Source organism: Sphingobium limneticum, assembly GCF_008710165.1.
In the GTDB taxonomy this organism is placed as follows: Bacteria; Pseudomonadota; Alphaproteobacteria; order Sphingomonadales; family Sphingomonadaceae; genus Sphingobium; species Sphingobium limneticum.
In genome coordinates this window covers 1-17352 of record NZ_VYQA01000015.1, presented here as the reverse complement: position 1 = coordinate 17352, position 17352 = coordinate 1, and the positions used below count along the sequence as shown (strand labels likewise).

Below are 17352 nucleotides of genomic sequence, written 5' to 3'. Positions count from 1 at the left end.
TCACTCGATCCCGGTGAACACCAGCTTCTGCACGCGCCGCCCCGTATTCACCTCCGTCGCGTAAATATTGCCTTCGCTGTCGGTATCGATGCTGTGCAGCCAGGTGAATTGCCCCGCCTGCCGCCCGACCCGGCCGATCGCGCCCAGCACCCTGTGCGACTTGCGCTCCAATATCCAGATGCGCCCGTTCATCATGTCCGCAACATACATATAGGTCTGCTGCGGATCGGGTGAGAAGGCGATGTCGGTAACCGTATGGGTGCCGCCCGTCTCCGGCGCCACCGCGACATCCCGTACGAAGGTCAGGCCACCATCCTTCTGCCGCTTGAACAGCTGCGCACGGTTGTTGTTGCGGTCGCAGACATAGAGATGGCCGTCCTTCGTCGGCACCACGCAATGGACGATGCTGCCGAAAATCGCGGCCTGCGGGTCCGCCGTCTGGCTGGGGTCCACGGCATGACTTTGGTCGAATGCCCCTTTCAGCACCGGTCCGCTGGGCGGCTTGCCATAGGCACCCCATCGCCCCTTATAGCCGCCGGTCTTGGCGTCGAAGCCGATGACGCGCCGGTTGGTATAGCCATCGGACATCAGCACCATGCCGTCCGAATGATTGACGTCGGACGGATTGCCCAGCTGGTCGGTCGCATCGTTGCCACCGGTCTTCTCGCGCTGCCCAAAGCTGCGGATAAACTGGCCCTCGGGACTATAATTCATGACCACATGGTCGCCGCTGCCATTGCCGCCGAACCAGACGCTGCCGGCCTTGTCCACGAAGATGCCATGCAGGCTGCTCGGCCACTGGCTGACGCCATCGATGGTTGGCGCGATCGCCGCCCCGCCCCAGCCGCCGATATAGCGGCCATCCTTGCCGAAGCGCACCACCGGCGGCGCCGGTTTGCAACAGGCGGCGATGGGCGGTGTCTGAGCCAGGCCCGTATCCGTTGCGGTCAGGCTATGGGGTCGATGCACGACCCAGACCGAATCGTCCGGCCCGACTGCCACGCCGCTCACCTGACCCAGCAGCAGGTCGTCGGGCATGGCCGGCCAGGCGGCATCGACCTTGAATCGAGGCATCTTCGTGCCGGTAGGTGCCACTTGTTCGAACGTCAGCGGGGCGAGCGTAGGCGCTGGCGGTGCCGACGCGGCGGTCAGCGGCAGGATCAGGATGGCGGCGAGGAAGGGGCGCATGGGGACGAAGGCTCCTTGATCGGGAAGATGTGCCGGATCATGCCCGTATGCCCACTCCGGTCAATGGCCAAATGCCCTATTTTCAAAGAGAAAAGGACCGGCCGACGATAGAAAGTGTCGGCCGGTCAGGGGGCATCGCTTCAGGCCTGAGCCGGACGCTCTGCCGGGGCAATTCGAAAGAAGGGCAAGGCGTGATGCACGATCCAGCCAATCGTCGCGGCATAGAGAATGGTGCCCACCCCCACCGTGCCGCCCAGCATCCAGCCGATCGTCAGCACGGCGACCTCTATGCTGGTGCGCACCCATTTGACCGGCCAGCCGGTGCGCCGGCACAATCCCGTCATCAGTCCGTCGCGCGGCCCCGGCCCCATACCCGCACCGATATAGGCGCCCCCGGCAATGCCGTTGAGGATGATGCCGGCGACCAGCCACAGGCCACGCATCGCATAGCCTTCCGGCGTCGGCAGGATCGCCAGCGACAGGTCCACCACCGTGCCGATCACAACGATATTGGCGATCGTGCCGATGCCCGGCCGCTGCCGAAGTGGCCACCAGAGCAGCAGCACGACCGCGCCGATCAGATTGACCGTCATGCCGAAGCTGAGGCCCAGGCGCGGGGCCAGACCCTGATTGAGCACATCCCAGGGCGACAGGCCCAGATTGGCGCGCAGCATCAGCGCCATGGAAAAGCCGTAGAGGCAAAGGCCCCAGAAGAGCTGCCAAAAGCGAAGGGCGTGGAGGCGGTACATCATGGAAGGGCTTATTCCGCATAATTGGCCTTTTCCAAAAGGACCAATCTGGCATAAATGGCATCGCATTATCCCTGAGTCCGGAATGACCGCCATGTCCACTTCGCTCCTCCGTCCCCCGTCCCTCCTCCGCCTGCTGGGCGCCTGGCGTGCGAAGGACAGCGCGGAACCCGCCTATCGCCAACTGGCGCAGGCATTGCGGATGCTGGTGCTGGACGGGCGCGTGGGACTCAACGTCCGCCTGCCGGGCGAGCGCGAACTGGCCGCTGCGCTCGGCCTTTCCCGCACCACCGTCGCTGCCGCCTTCGACCGGCTGCGGGATGAAGGCTATCTCGAAAGCCGGCAGGGATCGGGCAGCGTCACGCGTCTGCCCGCCGGCAATGGCGACATGCCGCCGGATGAACGCGATATCGGGGGCAGCAGCGGCAATTTGCTCAACTGGACCCATGCCGCCCTGCCCGCCGCGCCCGGCGTTGCGCGCGCCTATGCGCATGCGGTGGAGGCGCTGCCGGCCTATCTGGGCGATCTGGGCTATGATCCGCTGGGCATCGCTGTGCTGCGCCGCGCAATCGCCGCCCATTATGAACGGCGCGGCTGCCCCACCCATCCCGATCAGATCATGGTCACCAACGGCGCGCAGCAGGGCTTTTCGCTGCTGCTCAAATGGCTGGCCGGGCCGGGCGACCGGGTGGTGATCGACCACCCGACCTATCATAATGCGATTCAGGCGTTACAGCGCGCCCATGTCGTGCCGGTGCCGGTCGGCCTGCCCGCGCAGGGCTGGGATGTCGACGCCATGGAGGCGGCCTTCCGGCAAACCAGCCCCCGTTTCGCCTATGTCATCGCCGATTTCCACAATCCGACCGGGCGCAGCATGGACCCGGCCACCCGCCGCGCGCTGGTCGCCGCCGCCACGCGCAGCCACACGCCGTTGATCGTCGATGAAACGATGGTGGCCATGGGCCTCGATTTCGCGCCGCCACCGCCCGTGGCCATGCACGATCCGTCTGGGCGGCAGGTCATCACACTTGGATCGGCCAGCAAGATCTTCTGGGGCGGTCTTCGCGTCGGCTGGATTCGCGCCGATCCGCAGACGGTCGCGGCGCTCGGCCGCCTGCGCACGACGATGGACATGGCCAGCCCGGTTGTGGAGCAGATCGCCGTCGCGCAATTGATCGACGCCGATGTGGGCCTTGGCGAACGGGCCGGCATGTTGCGGGCACGGCGCGACCATCTGCTGGGATTGCTCGAACGGCGTTTGCCCCATTGGCGGGTCGAATCGCCGGCGGGCGGCCTGTCGCTCTGGGCCGAATTGCCGCGCGCGGAGGCGACGGCGCTGGCCGCGCTGGCCGAAAGTCTAGGTGTCCGCATCGCCGCCGGCCCGCGCTTCGGCGTCAGCGGCGCCTTCGAACGCTTCATGCGCCTCCCCTTCACCCTGCCCGAAGATCAGCTGGAGGCCGGGGTGGAACGCCTGGTCGAGGCCGACGCCCGCCTCCACGCCCGCATGCCCAAGGGCCGCGATTCCCTTGCCATGGCGCTGGACGCGGATCGATTGATTTAAGATGGTGCTGGGCCCCGGCCTTCGCCGGGGAACATGTTGCGCAACAAAAAAGCCGGATGGATCGCTCCACCCGGCCATTCCATTTCACGAAGACGTAAGCCTTACGCCGTCTTGCTCGCCTTGTAGCGTTCGATCGCTTCCAGCGTGATCTGCTTGGCGTCTTCCGCCCCGCCCCAGGTACCGATGCGCACCCACTTGGTCTTTTCCAGATCCTTATAGTGGGTGAAGAAATGCTCGATCTGCTCCATGACGATGCCGGGCAGGTCGTCCTTCTCGCTGATATTGGAATAATAAGGGAAGGTCTTGTCGTCCGGCACGCAGACCAGCTTTTCGTCGCCGCCCGCTTCGTCTTCCAGGTTCAGCACGGCAATCGGGCGCGCGCGCACGACGGAGCCGGGGACGAAGGGCGAACGGGCGATGACCAGCGCGTCCAGCGGATCGCCATCGGGTGACAGCGTGTGCGGGACGAAGCCGTAATTGGCCGGATAGCGCATCGGCGTGTGCAGAATGCGGTCCACGAACAGCGCGCCGCTGGCCTTGTCGAACTCATATTTCACCGGCTCCCCGCCGACGGGGACTTCGATGATGACGTTCAGGCTGTTTGGCGGATCGTCGCCGACCGGGATCAGTTCGATGTTCATGGAAACGCCTTCTGCTTCATGTTGCGTTGTGGATGGCTTTAGGTTCTGGCTTTGAGCAGCTTGTCGAGGCTGCCTTCACCCTCTCCCGTCTTTTCCAGGCGCGGATAGCGCAGGCCACCTGAATAATCGAGTGTCAAAGTGCGATAATACTTGTCCTGCTTTAGGATGATCTGGACCGTCGTCTTGGCCTTGATCGCGGCCTTCCACACGTCGCCCGAAAACTCGTCGCCATTGACCGCCAGGATCTTGGCACCCGTCACCAGACCGGCCTTGAACGCCGCGCTGTCCCAGATGACGCCACTGACTTCGCCGTCATTCTTGACGATCGCGCCGATGCCGAAACTTTGATCGACCATCTTGTTGGCGCCCTCGGCCGCCTTGGTGATCGCGCCCGGCTCTTCGCCATAGACCAGCTTGTACCCGCCCAGGATGAAGCCGCCCTTGGGCGTTTCCTTGGTCGTGCTGTCGACATATTTCTGGAAGAAACCGGCCCAGTCATAGGGCGCGATATCGTTCAGCGTCTTGATCACGTCGCCCCGATTATAGACGACCTGCCCCCAATCGCCCGGATTGATGCCGAAGAAAGCCTTGGCGAAATCATCGAGGCCCTTCTTGCCGCGCGTCGCCTTGGCAATGATCGCGTCGGCCTCCAGCCAGATCATCAGGCCTTCGTTGTAATAATCCTCCGACCGCTGCCAGCTGGTCCAGCCCTTGGGCCGGCGGGCGGAGATGACGGGATCGAGGGTCGTGTCCTCCATGGCACGCCATTGGCGACCGACCGCCGTGTCCAGCTTGGCCGCGATCTGGGCATAGGCGTCCAGCGTTTCCTGCTTGCTGAACATGCCCGACCGTGCGCCCAGCACATAACCCCAAAATTGCGTCTGCCCTTCATAGACCCACAGCAGATTATCCTGCATCGGCACGTTGAAATCGGGCGTCCACAAAAGGTCGGGGCGGCGGAATTTGCCGTCCCAGCTATGGGTGAATTCATGCGGCAACAGGTTGCGGTCCAGCAACGCCTCGCCCTTGTCCCAGCTCTTGAAATAGCCCGGCTCGACCTGATTCTCGGAAGAACGATGATGCTCCAGCCCGATGCCGCCCATTTCGTCGGTGATGGCCAGCAGGAAGTCGTAGTGATTGAAATGATAGGTGCCGAACAGCGAGCCGGCCTCGGCGACCAGCTTCTTGTGCTTGGCGATCTGCTCGGGCTTATAGTCCAGTTCGTCGGCATCGTCGGCGACCAGGTTCAGCGTCACATTGCTGCCCAGGTCCACCGCCTTGAAATGGGTGCCGGCGAACACCGGCGAATCCTGCAACGCTTCATAGTCGATGGTTTCATAGGCAACGGCATTGCCGCTCTTCGTGCCGCGCAGCGCGGTCGCCGCCTGCCAGCCGGCGGGATAGGTCACGGTCGGCTGGATCGGGATCTGGCGGGTATAGTATCCGGCCGGGTAGAGCGACACGCTTTCCCATTGGATATTCAGCATCTTGGGCGTCACCACCACACGGCCCTGATTGGGCTGGGTCGCGGACAGGAACTGGAATTGCGCGACGACTTCGGTCGCGCCCTGCGGCACGTCGATGGTGAAGGCGAAGACGTTCAGCGGATCGCGCTTCCACGCGACGGTCTGGCCATTGACGGTAAAGGTCAGGCCGGTCAGCTTTTCGATCTGCCCGCGCGGCGCATGATTGCCCGGCAGCCAGGCGGGCATCATCAGCGTCAACGGACCGGCCGCAGCGACCGGGATGGTTTCCTTCACGCGAAAGATGCGCTGGACGGTATCGGTCGCATCGACCTCCAGCTTGATGGTGCCGCCCGGATAGGGGATGTCCTTTGGTGCAGGTGCGCCGCTGTCGACGGGCAGGGCGGTCGGCTTGGACCGGATTGCGTCCTGCGCGAAAATGGGGCTGGCAATGGCCGTGGAAAGGCAAAGGGCGGCAGCGATGCTGCGGATCATGAAGGTCTCCAGAAGTTTGGCGGGGCCGGACAGCCCTTATGCCTTTAGCATGGCGAGGGAGGACGGCGGCGTCCACCCCCTGATGGGCGCCCATAAAAAGCGCGTTTCCAAGGGGGTGAATTGCCGTTAAAGGCGCTGCCCCATGGCGAAGATCGAAACCCCGCGTCCGGTACGCGGCACACAGGACATGTTGGGCGGCACGGCCGAGGCGTTTGCGGAGCGGTTCGCCCATGTGGTCGCGACGTTCGACCGGGTGCGCAAACTCTACGGTTTTCAGCGGGTTGAAGTGCCCGTGTTCGAATCCACCGCCGTCTTCGCGCGGTCGCTGGGCGAAAGCACCGACGTCGTCTCGAAGGAGATGTACACGTTTACGGATCGCGGCGGCGACAGCATCACCCTGCGCCCCGAATTTACCGCCGGCATTAGCCGCGCCTATATCACCGAAGGCTGGCAGCAATTTGCGCCGCTCAAGGTCGCGACCCACGGGCCATTGTTCCGCTACGAACGCCCGCAAAAGGGCCGCTTCCGCCAGTTCCATCAGCTTGACGCCGAAATCCTCGGCGCGGGCGAACCGGGTGCGGACGTCGAACTGCTGGTGCTGGCCGACCAGTTGCTGAAGGAACTGGGCGTGTCCGACGGCGTGACGCTCAACCTCAACACGCTGGGCGACGGGCCGAGCCGCGACGCCTGGCGCGCCGCGCTGATCGCGCATTTCGAGGCGCATAAGGATCAACTGTCGGAAGACAGCGTGGAACGGCTGGCCAAGAACCCGCTGCGCATCCTCGACAGCAAGGATCCGCGCGACCGCCCGGTCGCCGACAGCGCACCGGATATCGACGCTTACCTCACCGACGAGGCGCGCAGCTTCTTCGAAAAGGTGACGAGCGGCCTCGACGCTGCCGGCGTGGCCTGGGAACGCAATGCCCGGCTGGTGCGCGGCCTCGATTATTATCGCCACACCGCGTTCGAATTCATCACCGACCGGCTCGGCGCGCAGGGCACGGTGCTGGGCGGCGGCCGCTATGACGGGTTGATCGAAAATCTGGGTGGTCCTTCCACCCCGGCGGTCGGCTGGGCGGCGGGGATCGAACGGCTGGCGATGCTGATCGACATGCCCGCCATCGACAAGCCGACTGTGGTGCTGATCCCCATGGGCGAAGCCGCCGAAACGAAGGCGACCGGCATCATCGCCGATCTGCGCCGTGCCGGTGTCGCCTGCGACATGGGCTATCGCGGCAATATGAAGAAGCGGATGCAGCGCGCCAATGCGTCGGGCGCAGCCTGGGCCATCATCCTGGGCGACGACGAACTGGCAAAGGGGGAGGCTGCCGTGCGTAACCTGGGTACCGGCGAGCAGCAGGCCGTGCGGCTGGATGCCTTGATCGGGACGGTCACGGCGCTCTGATGCACATTTCCGCCGAACGCATCGCGCAGATCGAGGCGCGCCGGGACGAGGTGCAGGCGGCGATGACGCGCGCCGACCTGGCGCCCGAAGCGTTCGTACGGCTGTCGAAGGAATATGCGGAGATCGAACCGGTCGCCCGCGCCGCGCATGAAGTGCGCCGCCTGCGGCAGGAACTGGCCGCGCTCGACGTGATGGCCGGTGGCGGCAACGATCCGGATGCAGATCCGCTGATGCGCGAAATGGCGCAGGAGGAAATGCAGCTGATCCGCAGTCAGCTGCCCGATGCCGAACGGGCGCTGGCGCTGCAGCTGCTGCCCCGCGATGCGGCCGATGCACGCCCCGCCATGCTGGAAATCCGCGCCGGCACCGGCGGCGACGAAGCGGCTTTGTTCGCCGGCGACCTCTTCCGCATGTATCAGCGCTATGCCGATGCGCAGGGTTGGAAGATGGAACTGCTCTCCGCCAATGCGTCGGAACAGGGTGGGTTCAAGGAAGTCGTCGCCAGCGTCAACGGCACCGGGGTCTTCGCCAAGCTGAAATTCGAAAGCGGCGTCCACCGCGTGCAGCGCGTCCCCGCGACCGAAAGCGGCGGCCGTATCCACACCAGCGCGGCGACCGTCGCCATCCTCCCCGAACCGGAGGAAGTGGACGTCCAGATCGCCGATAGCGACCTCAAGATCGACATTTACCGCGCATCGGGTGCTGGCGGCCAGCACGTCAACACCACCGATTCCGCCGTGCGCATCACCCACCTTCCCAGCGGCATCGTGGTGACGCAGCAGGACGAACGGTCGCAGCACAAGAACAAGGCGAAGGCGATGCAGGTGCTGCGCGCCCGCATCTACGAAGCCGAACGCGAACGCACCCACAGCGAACAGGCCGGCGCGCGCAAGGCGATGGTTGGGTCGGGCGATCGGTCCGAACGCATCCGCACCTATAATTTCCCGCAGGGCCGCGTCACCGATCACCGCATCAACCTGACCCTGCACCGCCTGCCCGAAATCCTCGAAGGACCGGGCCTGTCGGAAGTCATCAACGCGCTGGTCGCGGAGGATGAAGCGGCACGGCTGGCCCAGCTGGACGGCGTGAATTGAAGCCCCTTCTTACCCCCTCCCTCTCAGGGAGGGGGCAGGGGGTAGGTGCGCCGCGTAGCGGCGTCTCAACCTTTCAGCTAAAAGATATGCTCGCTCCGCTCGCGACCCACCCCCAGCCCCTCCCTGGAAGGGAGGGGCGATGATGACCATCCCCGACGCCCTGCGCGCGGCCACTGTCCAACTCGCCGTCGCAAGCGACACCGCTCGCCTCGACGCCGAACTGTTGATGGCCCATGCGCTGGGCCTCTCGCGCGGCGACATGCTGTTGCGCCAGCGTGACCTGACCGCCCCCGAAGCCTTCGCCGCCCTGATCGCTCGCCGGCTGGATGGCGAACCGATCGCCCATATCACCGGCATGCGCGATTTCTGGACGATCAGCCTGACCGTCACGCCCGACACCTTGATCCCCCGCCCGGACAGCGAAACGCTGATCGAAGCTGCGGTCGATCATTTTGCCGGCCGCGCGCCCACCACCATCCTCGACCTCGGCACCGGCTCCGGCGCGCTGTTGCTCGCCGCGCTTGCGCAATGGCCGCAGGCGAGCGGGCTGGGCATAGATGCCTCTCCCCCCGCCCTCGCCGTGGCGCAGGGCAATGCGGCGCGGCTGGACATGGCGGACCGCGCCGCCTTCCGCCTCGGCGACTGGGCGCAGGGCGTGGATGGCCCCTTCGACCTGCTGCTCATCAATCCGCCCTATATCGTCGCCGACCTCGCTTTGTCGGGCGACGTGCTGCGCGAGCCGGCCAGCGCGCTCTTTGCCGGCGCCGATGGCCTGGACGATTATCGCCGCATCGCGCCCGACCTGCCGCGCCTGATCGCGCCGGGCGGCATGGCGGCGATCGAAATCGGCTATGATCAGAAGGACAGCGTCTCGGCCCTGCTGCACGAACAGGGGCTTGTCGTCGCCGTCCGTCACGATCTGGCGGGGCATGATCGCTGCCTCATCGCCACCCATCCCGCCTGAACAAGGGTTGATTTACCATCGGACAAGCGAAAATTGCTTGGTTTATCCGTGGAAAGCCATTACATCGACTACAGGAACGGCTCTATCTTGTGACATGATCGTTTAGATCGTTGATAGAAAAGGCCGATTTTCTGCTCCTTATAGTCATGACGGCGCTCGCTGCGCAGGCGCCGGTGGCAGCTGGGGGAATGATCCGAAGGATCATGCCTGGCGGAGCCGTATACGGCCTGAAGAGCAGGCTGTGCTTGGGGATGGCGACTGAACAGTGTTTTCAGTGAATTTTGTCATAGCGAACGCAAGGATCATATCTTGATCAACAACCGGCAGGCCGGTCGCCGCAATCGCGGCCGGAACAATAATAACAACGGACGTCCCAACAGCAACAATCGGGGCGGTGGCGACAACGGTAACCGCATCGACAACCGCGCACGCGGCAACGCGACCCAGCTTCTTGAGAAATACAAGAATATGGCGCGCGATGCCCAGATGGCGGGCGACCGGGTCAATGCCGAATATTATCTGCAATTTGCCGATCATTATTTCCGCGTGCTCGCCGACAACCGCGCCCGTCAGGAGGAGCAGCAGCAGCGCTACCGCCCTCGTGAAGAAGGCAATTTCGACGAGGATGGTGACGATTTCGACACCGGCTTCGACGGCAATGACGATTTCCGCACCGACGCGCAGCCGCAATATGACCGCACGCCGCGAGACCAGAGCCAATATGACCGCGCCCCGCGCGAACAGGGGCAACGTGATCAGGGCCAGCGCGAACAAGGTCAGCGCGATCAGGGCCAATATGATCGTGCCCCGCGCGATCGCGCCGATCGCCAGGGCCAGGGCCAGGGTCAGGGTCAGGGTCAGGAAGAAGGCCGTGAAGCCCGCGAGCCGCGCGATCATCAGCGCGACAATCGTGATGGCCGTGGCCCGCGCAACAACGACCGCCGCGACCGTCCCCGTCGCGACCGCTTCGTGGCGGATGGCGACGCGCCACAGCAGGAAATGGGCGTAGAAGGCCCGGTCGGCAATCCGGCGATCGACGCGCCGCAGCCCGCGCCCAAGCCCAAAGCGCAGATCCGTCCGCGCGCCGAAGCGCAGCCTGCTGCCACCGCCGCCCCGGACGCTGCCGAGGCTGAAGCGCCCCGCGCCCGTCGCGGTCGCCCGCGCAAGGTCGTGGTCGAGGAAAGCAATGAGGGTTTCGATCTGGCGGTTCTGCCGCCCTCGATCGCCCGTGCCGACAATGATGCCGAAACGGCCGAGGAAGCGCCCAAGAAGCGCACCCGTCGTCCCCGCGCGGCGACCGAAGCCGCCGAATAAGCGATCGGCAAATGAAAAACAGGGGGGCGGTGCCATCAGGTGCCGCCCCCTTTTTCGTGGCGCGCATCTTTTCGCGGCGACATGGCAAACCCGGCTTTGCAACTGGCTCGCAATCCGGCAGAAGGTCTTCACATATCTGGAGAGTTGCCGATGAAAGCCGCGCACCTGCTGTCCCTGCTGCTGACCGCCCTCCCCGCCTCCGCCTTGGCCCAGGGCCAGAGCGCAGCCGACCCTACCGGCGCCACGGCGCAGGGCGATGTGGCCGTCACCATCTATAATGGCGGCCAGTCGCTGGTGCAGGACGACCGGCAATTGCTGATGACCGCCGGCCGCAACCGCATCGAATTTCCCGACGTGTCCGCCCGCATCCGCCCCGAAACGGTCAACCTGTCCGGCCCCGGCCTCGCCATCGTCGAACAGAATTTCGACTATGACCTCCTCTCCCCCGACAAGCTGATGGACAAGGCGGTCGGGCAGGAGGTGACTCTGGTGCGCACCAATCCTGCGACCGGCGCGGAAACGCGGGAGCGGGCGAAGATATTGGCGGCCAATGGCGGCATCGTGCTGCAAATCGGCACCCGGATAGAGGTGTTGCGCGACGACGGCCTGCCGGTGCGTGTCATATTCGACCGGGTGCCCGCCAATCTGCGCGCGCGCCCGACCCTGTCGGTCACGGTGCAGGCGGATCGCGCCGGTACAGTCCCCGCCCGCCTCTCCTACCTCACGCCCAATCTGGGCTGGACCGCCGATTATGTCGCCCTGTTCGACGCGGCGAAGGGCGCGATGGACATGCAGGGCTGGGTCACGCTCACCAACAATACCGGCACGACCTTTACCAATGCGAAGACGATTCTTGTCGCCGGCAATCCGGCCAATGGCGGTGGCCGCTCCAACTGGTGGCAGGGGTCGAGCGGCGCGATCGACCAGGCGGGCACCGAAAGCGGCCCGCGCGAACGGCTGGGCGACTATTATCTCTACCCCTTGGCCGCCCGCACCACGATCGCCAACGCCCAGCAGAAACAGGTCAGCTTCCTCGATGTGAAGGGCGCCCCGGCCCGCGCCACCTATGAATATGTCAATGGCTGGCTCGGCAGTTCCGCCGAACCGATGAGCGCGTCGAGCGTGCTCAAATTCTCGACATCCAAGGATGGCGGGCTGGGCGATCAACTCCCCGCCGGCACGATCCGCGTGTATATGCGCGACGCGCGCGGCAATCCGCAATTCATCGGCGAAAACAGCATCGACCATACGCCGATGGGGTCGTCCATGGCGCTGCGCACCGGCGAAGCCTTCGACGTCAAGGTCCGCCCGACCGTGGAGCAGCGCACGAAAAAGGGCGGCAGCCGTTGGGAAACCAGGATGCGCTACACGCTGACCAACGCCCGGCCCGAAGCGGTGACGATCGACCTGGCGCAACAGGGCCTGTGGGGCGACACCCGCGTCACTGCCCAGAGTCTGGGGGGCCAGAGTCCGGGGGGGCAAAGTCTGGAGGGAAAGCGCGTCTCGGCCGACCGGATGGAATGGAGTGTCCCGGTGCCCGCCAACGGCACGGTCGACCTCAGCGTCACCTTCGATTCGCGCTACTGACCGGAACGGCGCCCGCGTGTCGCGACTCCTGATCTTCTTCCTCTTCTGGGCGATCGCGCTGCCGGTTCAGGCCGGCACGGTCGTTTCCCCGCGCGCCGATTCGGTATCCGTCACCGTCTATCGCGCACCGGGCCGGGCAAAGGGGGCGATCAACCGCAACTGGCCGGGCGGCTATGCGCTCGTCACCGAGATTCGCGACGTGGACCTGCCTCAGGGCGAATCGACGATCCGGTTCGAGGGCGTCGCCGAAGGGCTGATGCCCGAAACCGCGATCCTGGCCGGCATGCCGCGCGGCGTTCGCGAAAAGAATCGCGACGCCCGCCTCCTCTCGCCCGCCGGACTGGTCGACGCCTATCTCAAGCGCAGCGTCACCCTGCGCCGCACCGATCGCAAGACCGGCAAGGTGACGGAGCAGGAGGCGATCATCTCTGCCGGGCCGATGGGCGGCGTCATCGTTCAGACGGCGCAGGGTTATGAGGCGCTGGGGTGCAGCGGCCTGCCCGAACGCATGCTCTATCCTCGCGCGCCCGCCGACCTGTCGCCGCGCCCGACCCTGTCGGTGATCGCGAGCAGCGACCGGCCCACCCGCGCGCGGCTCGAACTCACCTATCTGGCCGAAGGGTTCGACTGGGCCGCCAACTATGTCGCCGACATGAAGGAGGATGGCAAAACTCTCGACCTGATGGCCTGGCTGACGGTCGCCAATGGCGGCGTCACCGGCTTTGCCGACGCGCAGTTGAACGTCATCGCTGGTCAGCCCAACAAGCAACGCCGCGGCGTACGGCCCCGCTCGACCGGCGGCCCGCTGCGCCTGCAATGCTGGCCGATGGACATCACCAGCACCCATCCGGCGTGGGAACTCTTCCCAGTCCAGCAGGCCGAACCGATGATGATGGACGGCGCGCAGGAAATCATGGTGACGGCGCAACGCAGCACGAATCGTCTGTTCGTACCGATGCCGGTGGCAGCGCCCCCGCCCCCACCACCGCCTCCTCCCCCACCACCGCCGCCTCCACCCGAAGATATCGGCGACCTCAAACTCTATCGCGTGCCAGTCACCGTCGATGTCGCGGCCAAGGCGCAGAAGCAGGTCGCGCTGCTCCGCCAGTCGGATGTGAAGGTCGAACGCCTCTATGCCGCGACTATCGGCTATGGTGACGGCACGGGCGACATGCGGCCGATGACGCTGCGGCTACGCTTGCAGAATCGCAAGGAAGACGGGCTTGGCCTTGCCATGCCATCGGGCCAGGTCGCCGTGTTCGAACCCATCGCGGGGATGCGCCTGCTGGCCGGCGAAGCCGATATCGGCGACAAGGCGGAGGGTGAACGCGTCGATTATGACCTGACCGTCAGCCCGGACGTCCGCCTCGGCGCACGCACGACTGCAAAATCGCGCAAGAGCCGCGACTGGACCCTGACGCTCAGCAACGCTCGCCCCTTCCCGATTCTGGCGGAAGTCACCATCCCCCATAACATCAGCCCGCGCCCGTCCGACATGGAAAGGCGCGGCAACGACTGGATCTGGCGCGTGACGGTGCCCGCCAACGACAAGATCGCCTGGTCCTACCGCGAAGCGCTGCGGCAGTAAGCAAGCCACACCACCAAGATCCGTTCGCTTCGAGCAAAGTCGAGAAGCCGCTAAGGCGGCGCTGACGTCACCCTGCTTCAGAAACTCAGACCACCGGCAATGGTCGCGGCCGATGCTGCGCGTCCAGCGCGACGAACGTATAGACGCCGCTGGTCAGCACCACTTCCTCCATCCCGATGCCGCGCGTCGCCACCACGTCGATGCGGATCGCAACCGACGTGCGTCCGCGCCGCTCTTCGGTCGCATAGACGGACACGACATCGCCCAGCAGGATCGGCGTGATGAACGTCATGCTCTCGATCGCCACGGTGGCCACGGCGCCCTGCGCGATCCGCGCCGCGACGATGCCGCCGGCAATGTCCATCTGGCTGAGTACCCAGCCGCCGAAAATATGGCCATTGGCGTTGATGTCGGTCAGATGCGGGACCAGCCGCAACACCACCTCGCCCCGATCCGCGCCGGTTTCTGTCTCAATCGTCAAGCGGCACCTCGTCCTTCGCCCTGTCCATCACCTGTTCGTCATGCCCGGTCCCGCTGGACAGAAAGGACAGCGCCATCAATCCGGTGCCCAGCATGAAGGTCAGCCATACGCCCAAAATCGTCGCGATCACCATATGTATTGGCAGTTCGCCCGACCGCTGATGCAGGAAGAACAGCGCGATCCCGACGCACAATGCGCCCCCCAACGCCATCCACGCCATGATGCGCCGGAACCGCGCCCAGGCGGTCGCGGCAATAAGTGGATCGTCCAGGGCCTGTTTGCGCGTCATCCCTTTATTTTGCGCGTCGAAAGTGGGATCATCAAGCGTCCATGGGAAATGTCTCAGACAATGGAGAGTGGTCATGACCATCGCAGCGATTTTGCAGGGCAAGAACGACGTCATCAGCGTGCATCCGGACGATAGCGTGCAATCCGTCGTGCAACTGCTCGCGGACCGACGAATCGGCTGCGTTCCGGTGGTCGACAATGGCCAGGTGGTCGGCATCTTCTCCGAACGCGACCTCGTCTATCGCGTCGCGAAGGACGGACCGGCGGCGCTGGACCACAGCGTGGGGGAAGTGATGACCACGCCCGCCATCACCATCGCCGACGATACGCCCGTCATCCACGGCCTGTCGCTGATGACCAAGCGGCGCATCCGCCATCTGCCTGTGGTGGTCGACGGCGCGCTGGTGGGCATGATTTCGATCGGCGACCTCGTCAAATATCGCATCGACAGCATCGAATCGGAAGCCGCCTCGCTGCGCGACTATATTCAGACGGCGTGAGGAAGACGGCAGGGCGCTCGCTTTACGCGGGCGCCTGCACCGGCGGCGCCCGGCGAACCACCAATGCCACCAACTCCCTCACCGTCCCTCGTGCGCACAGCATCAGCGCGGCGAGGAAGGCCAGTCCGCCCGCCGGCACCAATATGCCAAGCCGCGCTGGCGCAGCCAGCGGCGGCAACAGGCGATCGACGATCATCACCACGCCGGCCATCAGCACGGCACATCCCAAGCCCGGCGCCGCGGCGCGAATCAGATCGGCGAATCGCAATCCCATCGGCCCGCCGGCCAGCCATGCGGTCACGCCTGTCAGCACGGGGAAAGCCGCCAGCCAGGCCCAGGCCAGCCCGATCGCGCCGAACTGGATGCCGATCAGGAAAGCGACCGGCATCAGCACCGCACCGACCGCCGCGACCCGCGCGGTGGTGCCGGGCCGGCCCAGCGCATTGCTGACCGGCGCGAACATCACCTGTAAAGTCATGAAGGGCATGGCCAGCGCCAGGATCGCGACGAAGGGCGCCATTTCCAGCCATTTCTGCCCGAACAAAGTCTCGACCAGCGGCTCCGCCGTCACCGCCATGCCCAGGTAAATGGGACAGGTCAGCAGCAGCAGCAGCTTTACCGCCTTGCAGAAGGACCAGGCTACCCGGCTCACATCCTTCTGCATCCGCGCATAGGCGGGGAAGGCGACGTCGTTGAGCGGCGGCACGAATTTGCTGACGAAAATCTGGGTCAGGAACAGCGCTTCGGCATAGAGGCCCAGCTGATGCGGCTCCAGCACCCGACCGCCGATGAAGATATCGGCCTGGCTCTGCACGATCCAGAACAGCTGGCCGCCCAGCAGCGACGCGCCATAGGCGACCATTGCGCCGGTGCCGCGAAAATCGAAACTGGGGACGGGCTTGAAGCCGGTGGCGATGACATAGCCCACCGCCTTGACCCAGAAACCCGCGATCGGCGCCCACACCAAAGTCCACACGCCCCATCCCGACAGCGCGCCGGTCAGCGCCATCGCGGCGGACGCGATCGCCGCGATCAGGTTGACCAGAGCCGGCCGCTTGAAATCCAGCGCCCGGCCCATGATCGCCTCGGGCACGGAAATGAAGGGCGTGGATAGGTAGAGCAGGGCCTGCACCCGCAGCAGGTCGGCGACCATCGGCTGCGCATAATAATCGGCGGCCAGCGGCGCGATCGCCAGTTGCAGCAGGGCCAGCGCGCCATTGAGCAACAGCATGATGGTAAAGGCCTGCCGCAACCGGTGCGGCTCGACCTTGTCCGACTGCACGAGCGCGCTCACCAGCCCATAGCCGTTCAGGAAGGTGGCGAAATTCAATATCACCTGGGTCATGGCGAACAGGCCATAATCCTTGGGGTCGAGCAGCCGGATGACGGCCAGCGTCACGACCCAGCTCATCATCTGCGACAAGATCTGGCTGCCCGATCGCCAGAAGATGGCACTCCTGATGCGTGCGCCGAAACCCGCGTCATTCGCGTCGGCATCCTGCAATGTCATTGGGTTACCATTCCTGTCCCTATAGCGCCGTGGATTAGGCTTTATCGGCTAACCTCCAAAAAAATGTGAAACAAAAATGCAAAAAGGGTTTGACGGTTCGGGCTGACCCACCTAGAGGGCTTTTCACCGGACGGGACGACGCCACTGCGGCGCTGGACTTGACGGTCGCCAACATAGACGGACACTGTTCCCCCAGACGCAAGGAAGGGGTTGGACGGTTGTCCGCCAAAACTTGTCGGTGGTTCTTTGACATTGTCGGTTAGATGAAGGGACATGTGGGCGGCGGCTCCGGTCTGTGGCGGCTTTCAGGCGTCATGTGATCGGTTAAATTAGGCCGTTCCTTATAGGGGTCTGTCGGGCATTTGCCTGGTGGATCGTTCATATGTCTCAGTATATTCCACTAGAATATATTGTGCAGGAATGGCTCCTGAAAATGAGCGGTATGTGTTGGCCCTATTCCGGCTGGCACGTATCGGACATCAAACTTGAGAGTTTGATCCTGGCTCAGAACGAACGCTGGCGGC

At 64.7% G+C, this 17352-nt stretch carries 15 protein-coding genes; 8 read left to right on the top strand and 7 right to left on the bottom strand.

Features of this window, described 5'->3' with window-relative positions:
• The gene (locus F4U95_RS17780; protein WP_150426572.1) at positions 1 to 1188 is read right to left on the bottom strand and encodes an NHL repeat-containing protein; all 1188 of its coding nucleotides are present in this window, start codon (positions 1186 to 1188) and stop codon (positions 1 to 3) included.
• 140 nt (positions 1189 to 1328) lie between these two features.
• Positions 1329 to 1940, bottom strand: a complete 612-nt coding sequence (yczE, locus tag F4U95_RS17775) for a membrane protein YczE (protein ID WP_150426571.1) — start codon at positions 1938 to 1940, stop codon at positions 1329 to 1331.
• Between the two features lie 82 nt (positions 1941 to 2022).
• On the opposite strand from yczE, the gene yczR reads away from it, so the two are divergent.
• Entirely contained in the window at positions 2023 to 3498 is a 1476-nt protein-coding gene (yczR, locus tag F4U95_RS17770) for a MocR-like transcription factor YczR (RefSeq protein ID WP_484588294.1), read from the top strand.
• A 101-nt stretch (positions 3499 to 3599) separates the two neighbouring features.
• On the opposite strand, the gene ppa is transcribed toward yczR, so the two are convergent.
• Together ppa and F4U95_RS17760 are read right to left on the bottom strand one after the other, a co-directional pair.
• Positions 3600 to 4139, bottom strand: coding sequence for an inorganic diphosphatase (gene ppa / locus F4U95_RS17765; protein WP_150426569.1), 540 nt, complete (start codon positions 4137 to 4139; stop codon positions 3600 to 3602).
• A gap of 38 nt (positions 4140 to 4177) precedes the next feature.
• Positions 4178 to 6097, bottom strand: a complete 1920-nt coding sequence (locus F4U95_RS17760) for a M61 family metallopeptidase (RefSeq protein WP_150426568.1) — start codon at positions 6095 to 6097, stop codon at positions 4178 to 4180.
• Between the two features lie 142 nt (positions 6098 to 6239).
• Here F4U95_RS17760 and hisS point away from each other — a divergent pair, with 142 nt between their 5' ends.
• The 6 genes from hisS (at position 6240) to F4U95_RS17730 (ending at position 14049) form a co-directional block, all read left to right on the top strand.
• On the top strand, positions 6240 to 7502 hold the full coding sequence (gene hisS, locus F4U95_RS17755) for a histidine--tRNA ligase (protein WP_150426567.1): 1263 nt from the start codon (positions 6240 to 6242) through the stop codon (positions 7500 to 7502).
• A complete protein-coding gene (gene prfA, locus F4U95_RS17750) occupies positions 7502 to 8596 on the top strand; it encodes a peptide chain release factor 1 (RefSeq protein ID WP_120251393.1) in 1095 nt (364 codons plus the stop codon). The genes hisS and prfA overlap by 1 nt, the downstream gene beginning before the upstream one ends.
• Before the next feature lie 142 nt (positions 8597 to 8738).
• Positions 8739 to 9560, top strand: a complete 822-nt coding sequence (gene prmC / locus F4U95_RS17745; RefSeq protein ID WP_150426646.1) for a peptide chain release factor N(5)-glutamine methyltransferase — start codon at positions 8739 to 8741, stop codon at positions 9558 to 9560.
• Between the two features lie 309 nt (positions 9561 to 9869).
• The gene (locus tag F4U95_RS17740) at positions 9870 to 10874 is read left to right on the top strand and encodes a DUF4167 domain-containing protein (RefSeq protein ID WP_150426566.1); all 1005 of its coding nucleotides are present in this window, start codon (positions 9870 to 9872) and stop codon (positions 10872 to 10874) included.
• 150 nt (positions 10875 to 11024) lie between these two features.
• Positions 11025 to 12461 carry a DUF4139 domain-containing protein gene (locus tag F4U95_RS17735; protein ID WP_150426565.1) on the top strand — a complete coding sequence of 479 codons (1437 nt, stop codon included), beginning with the start codon at positions 11025 to 11027 and terminating at the stop codon, positions 12459 to 12461.
• A 16-nt stretch (positions 12462 to 12477) separates the two neighbouring features.
• Complete coding sequence (locus tag F4U95_RS17730) at positions 12478 to 14049, top strand: DUF4139 domain-containing protein (protein ID WP_150426564.1); 1572 nt, start codon at positions 12478 to 12480, stop codon at positions 14047 to 14049.
• An 85-nt stretch (positions 14050 to 14134) separates the two neighbouring features.
• On the opposite strand, the gene F4U95_RS17725 is transcribed toward F4U95_RS17730, so the two are convergent.
• Together F4U95_RS17725 and F4U95_RS17720 are read right to left on the bottom strand one after the other, a co-directional pair.
• Complete coding sequence (locus tag F4U95_RS17725) at positions 14135 to 14524, bottom strand: acyl-CoA thioesterase (RefSeq protein WP_150426645.1); 390 nt, start codon at positions 14522 to 14524, stop codon at positions 14135 to 14137.
• Positions 14520 to 14819 (bottom strand): hypothetical protein, encoded by a 300-nt coding sequence (locus F4U95_RS17720; protein ID WP_150426563.1) that lies wholly within the window; start codon positions 14817 to 14819, stop codon positions 14520 to 14522. The genes F4U95_RS17725 and F4U95_RS17720 overlap by 5 nt, the downstream gene beginning before the upstream one ends.
• A gap of 73 nt (positions 14820 to 14892) precedes the next feature.
• On the opposite strand from F4U95_RS17720, the gene F4U95_RS17715 reads away from it, so the two are divergent.
• Positions 14893 to 15318 carry a CBS domain-containing protein gene (locus tag F4U95_RS17715; protein WP_120251398.1) on the top strand — a complete coding sequence of 142 codons (426 nt, stop codon included), beginning with the start codon at positions 14893 to 14895 and terminating at the stop codon, positions 15316 to 15318.
• Between the two features lie 22 nt (positions 15319 to 15340).
• On the opposite strand, the gene F4U95_RS17710 is transcribed toward F4U95_RS17715, so the two are convergent.
• Positions 15341 to 16828, bottom strand: coding sequence for a lipopolysaccharide biosynthesis protein (locus tag F4U95_RS17710; RefSeq protein WP_150426562.1), 1488 nt, complete (start codon positions 16826 to 16828; stop codon positions 15341 to 15343).
• Positions 16829 to 17352 lie beyond the last annotated feature (524 nt).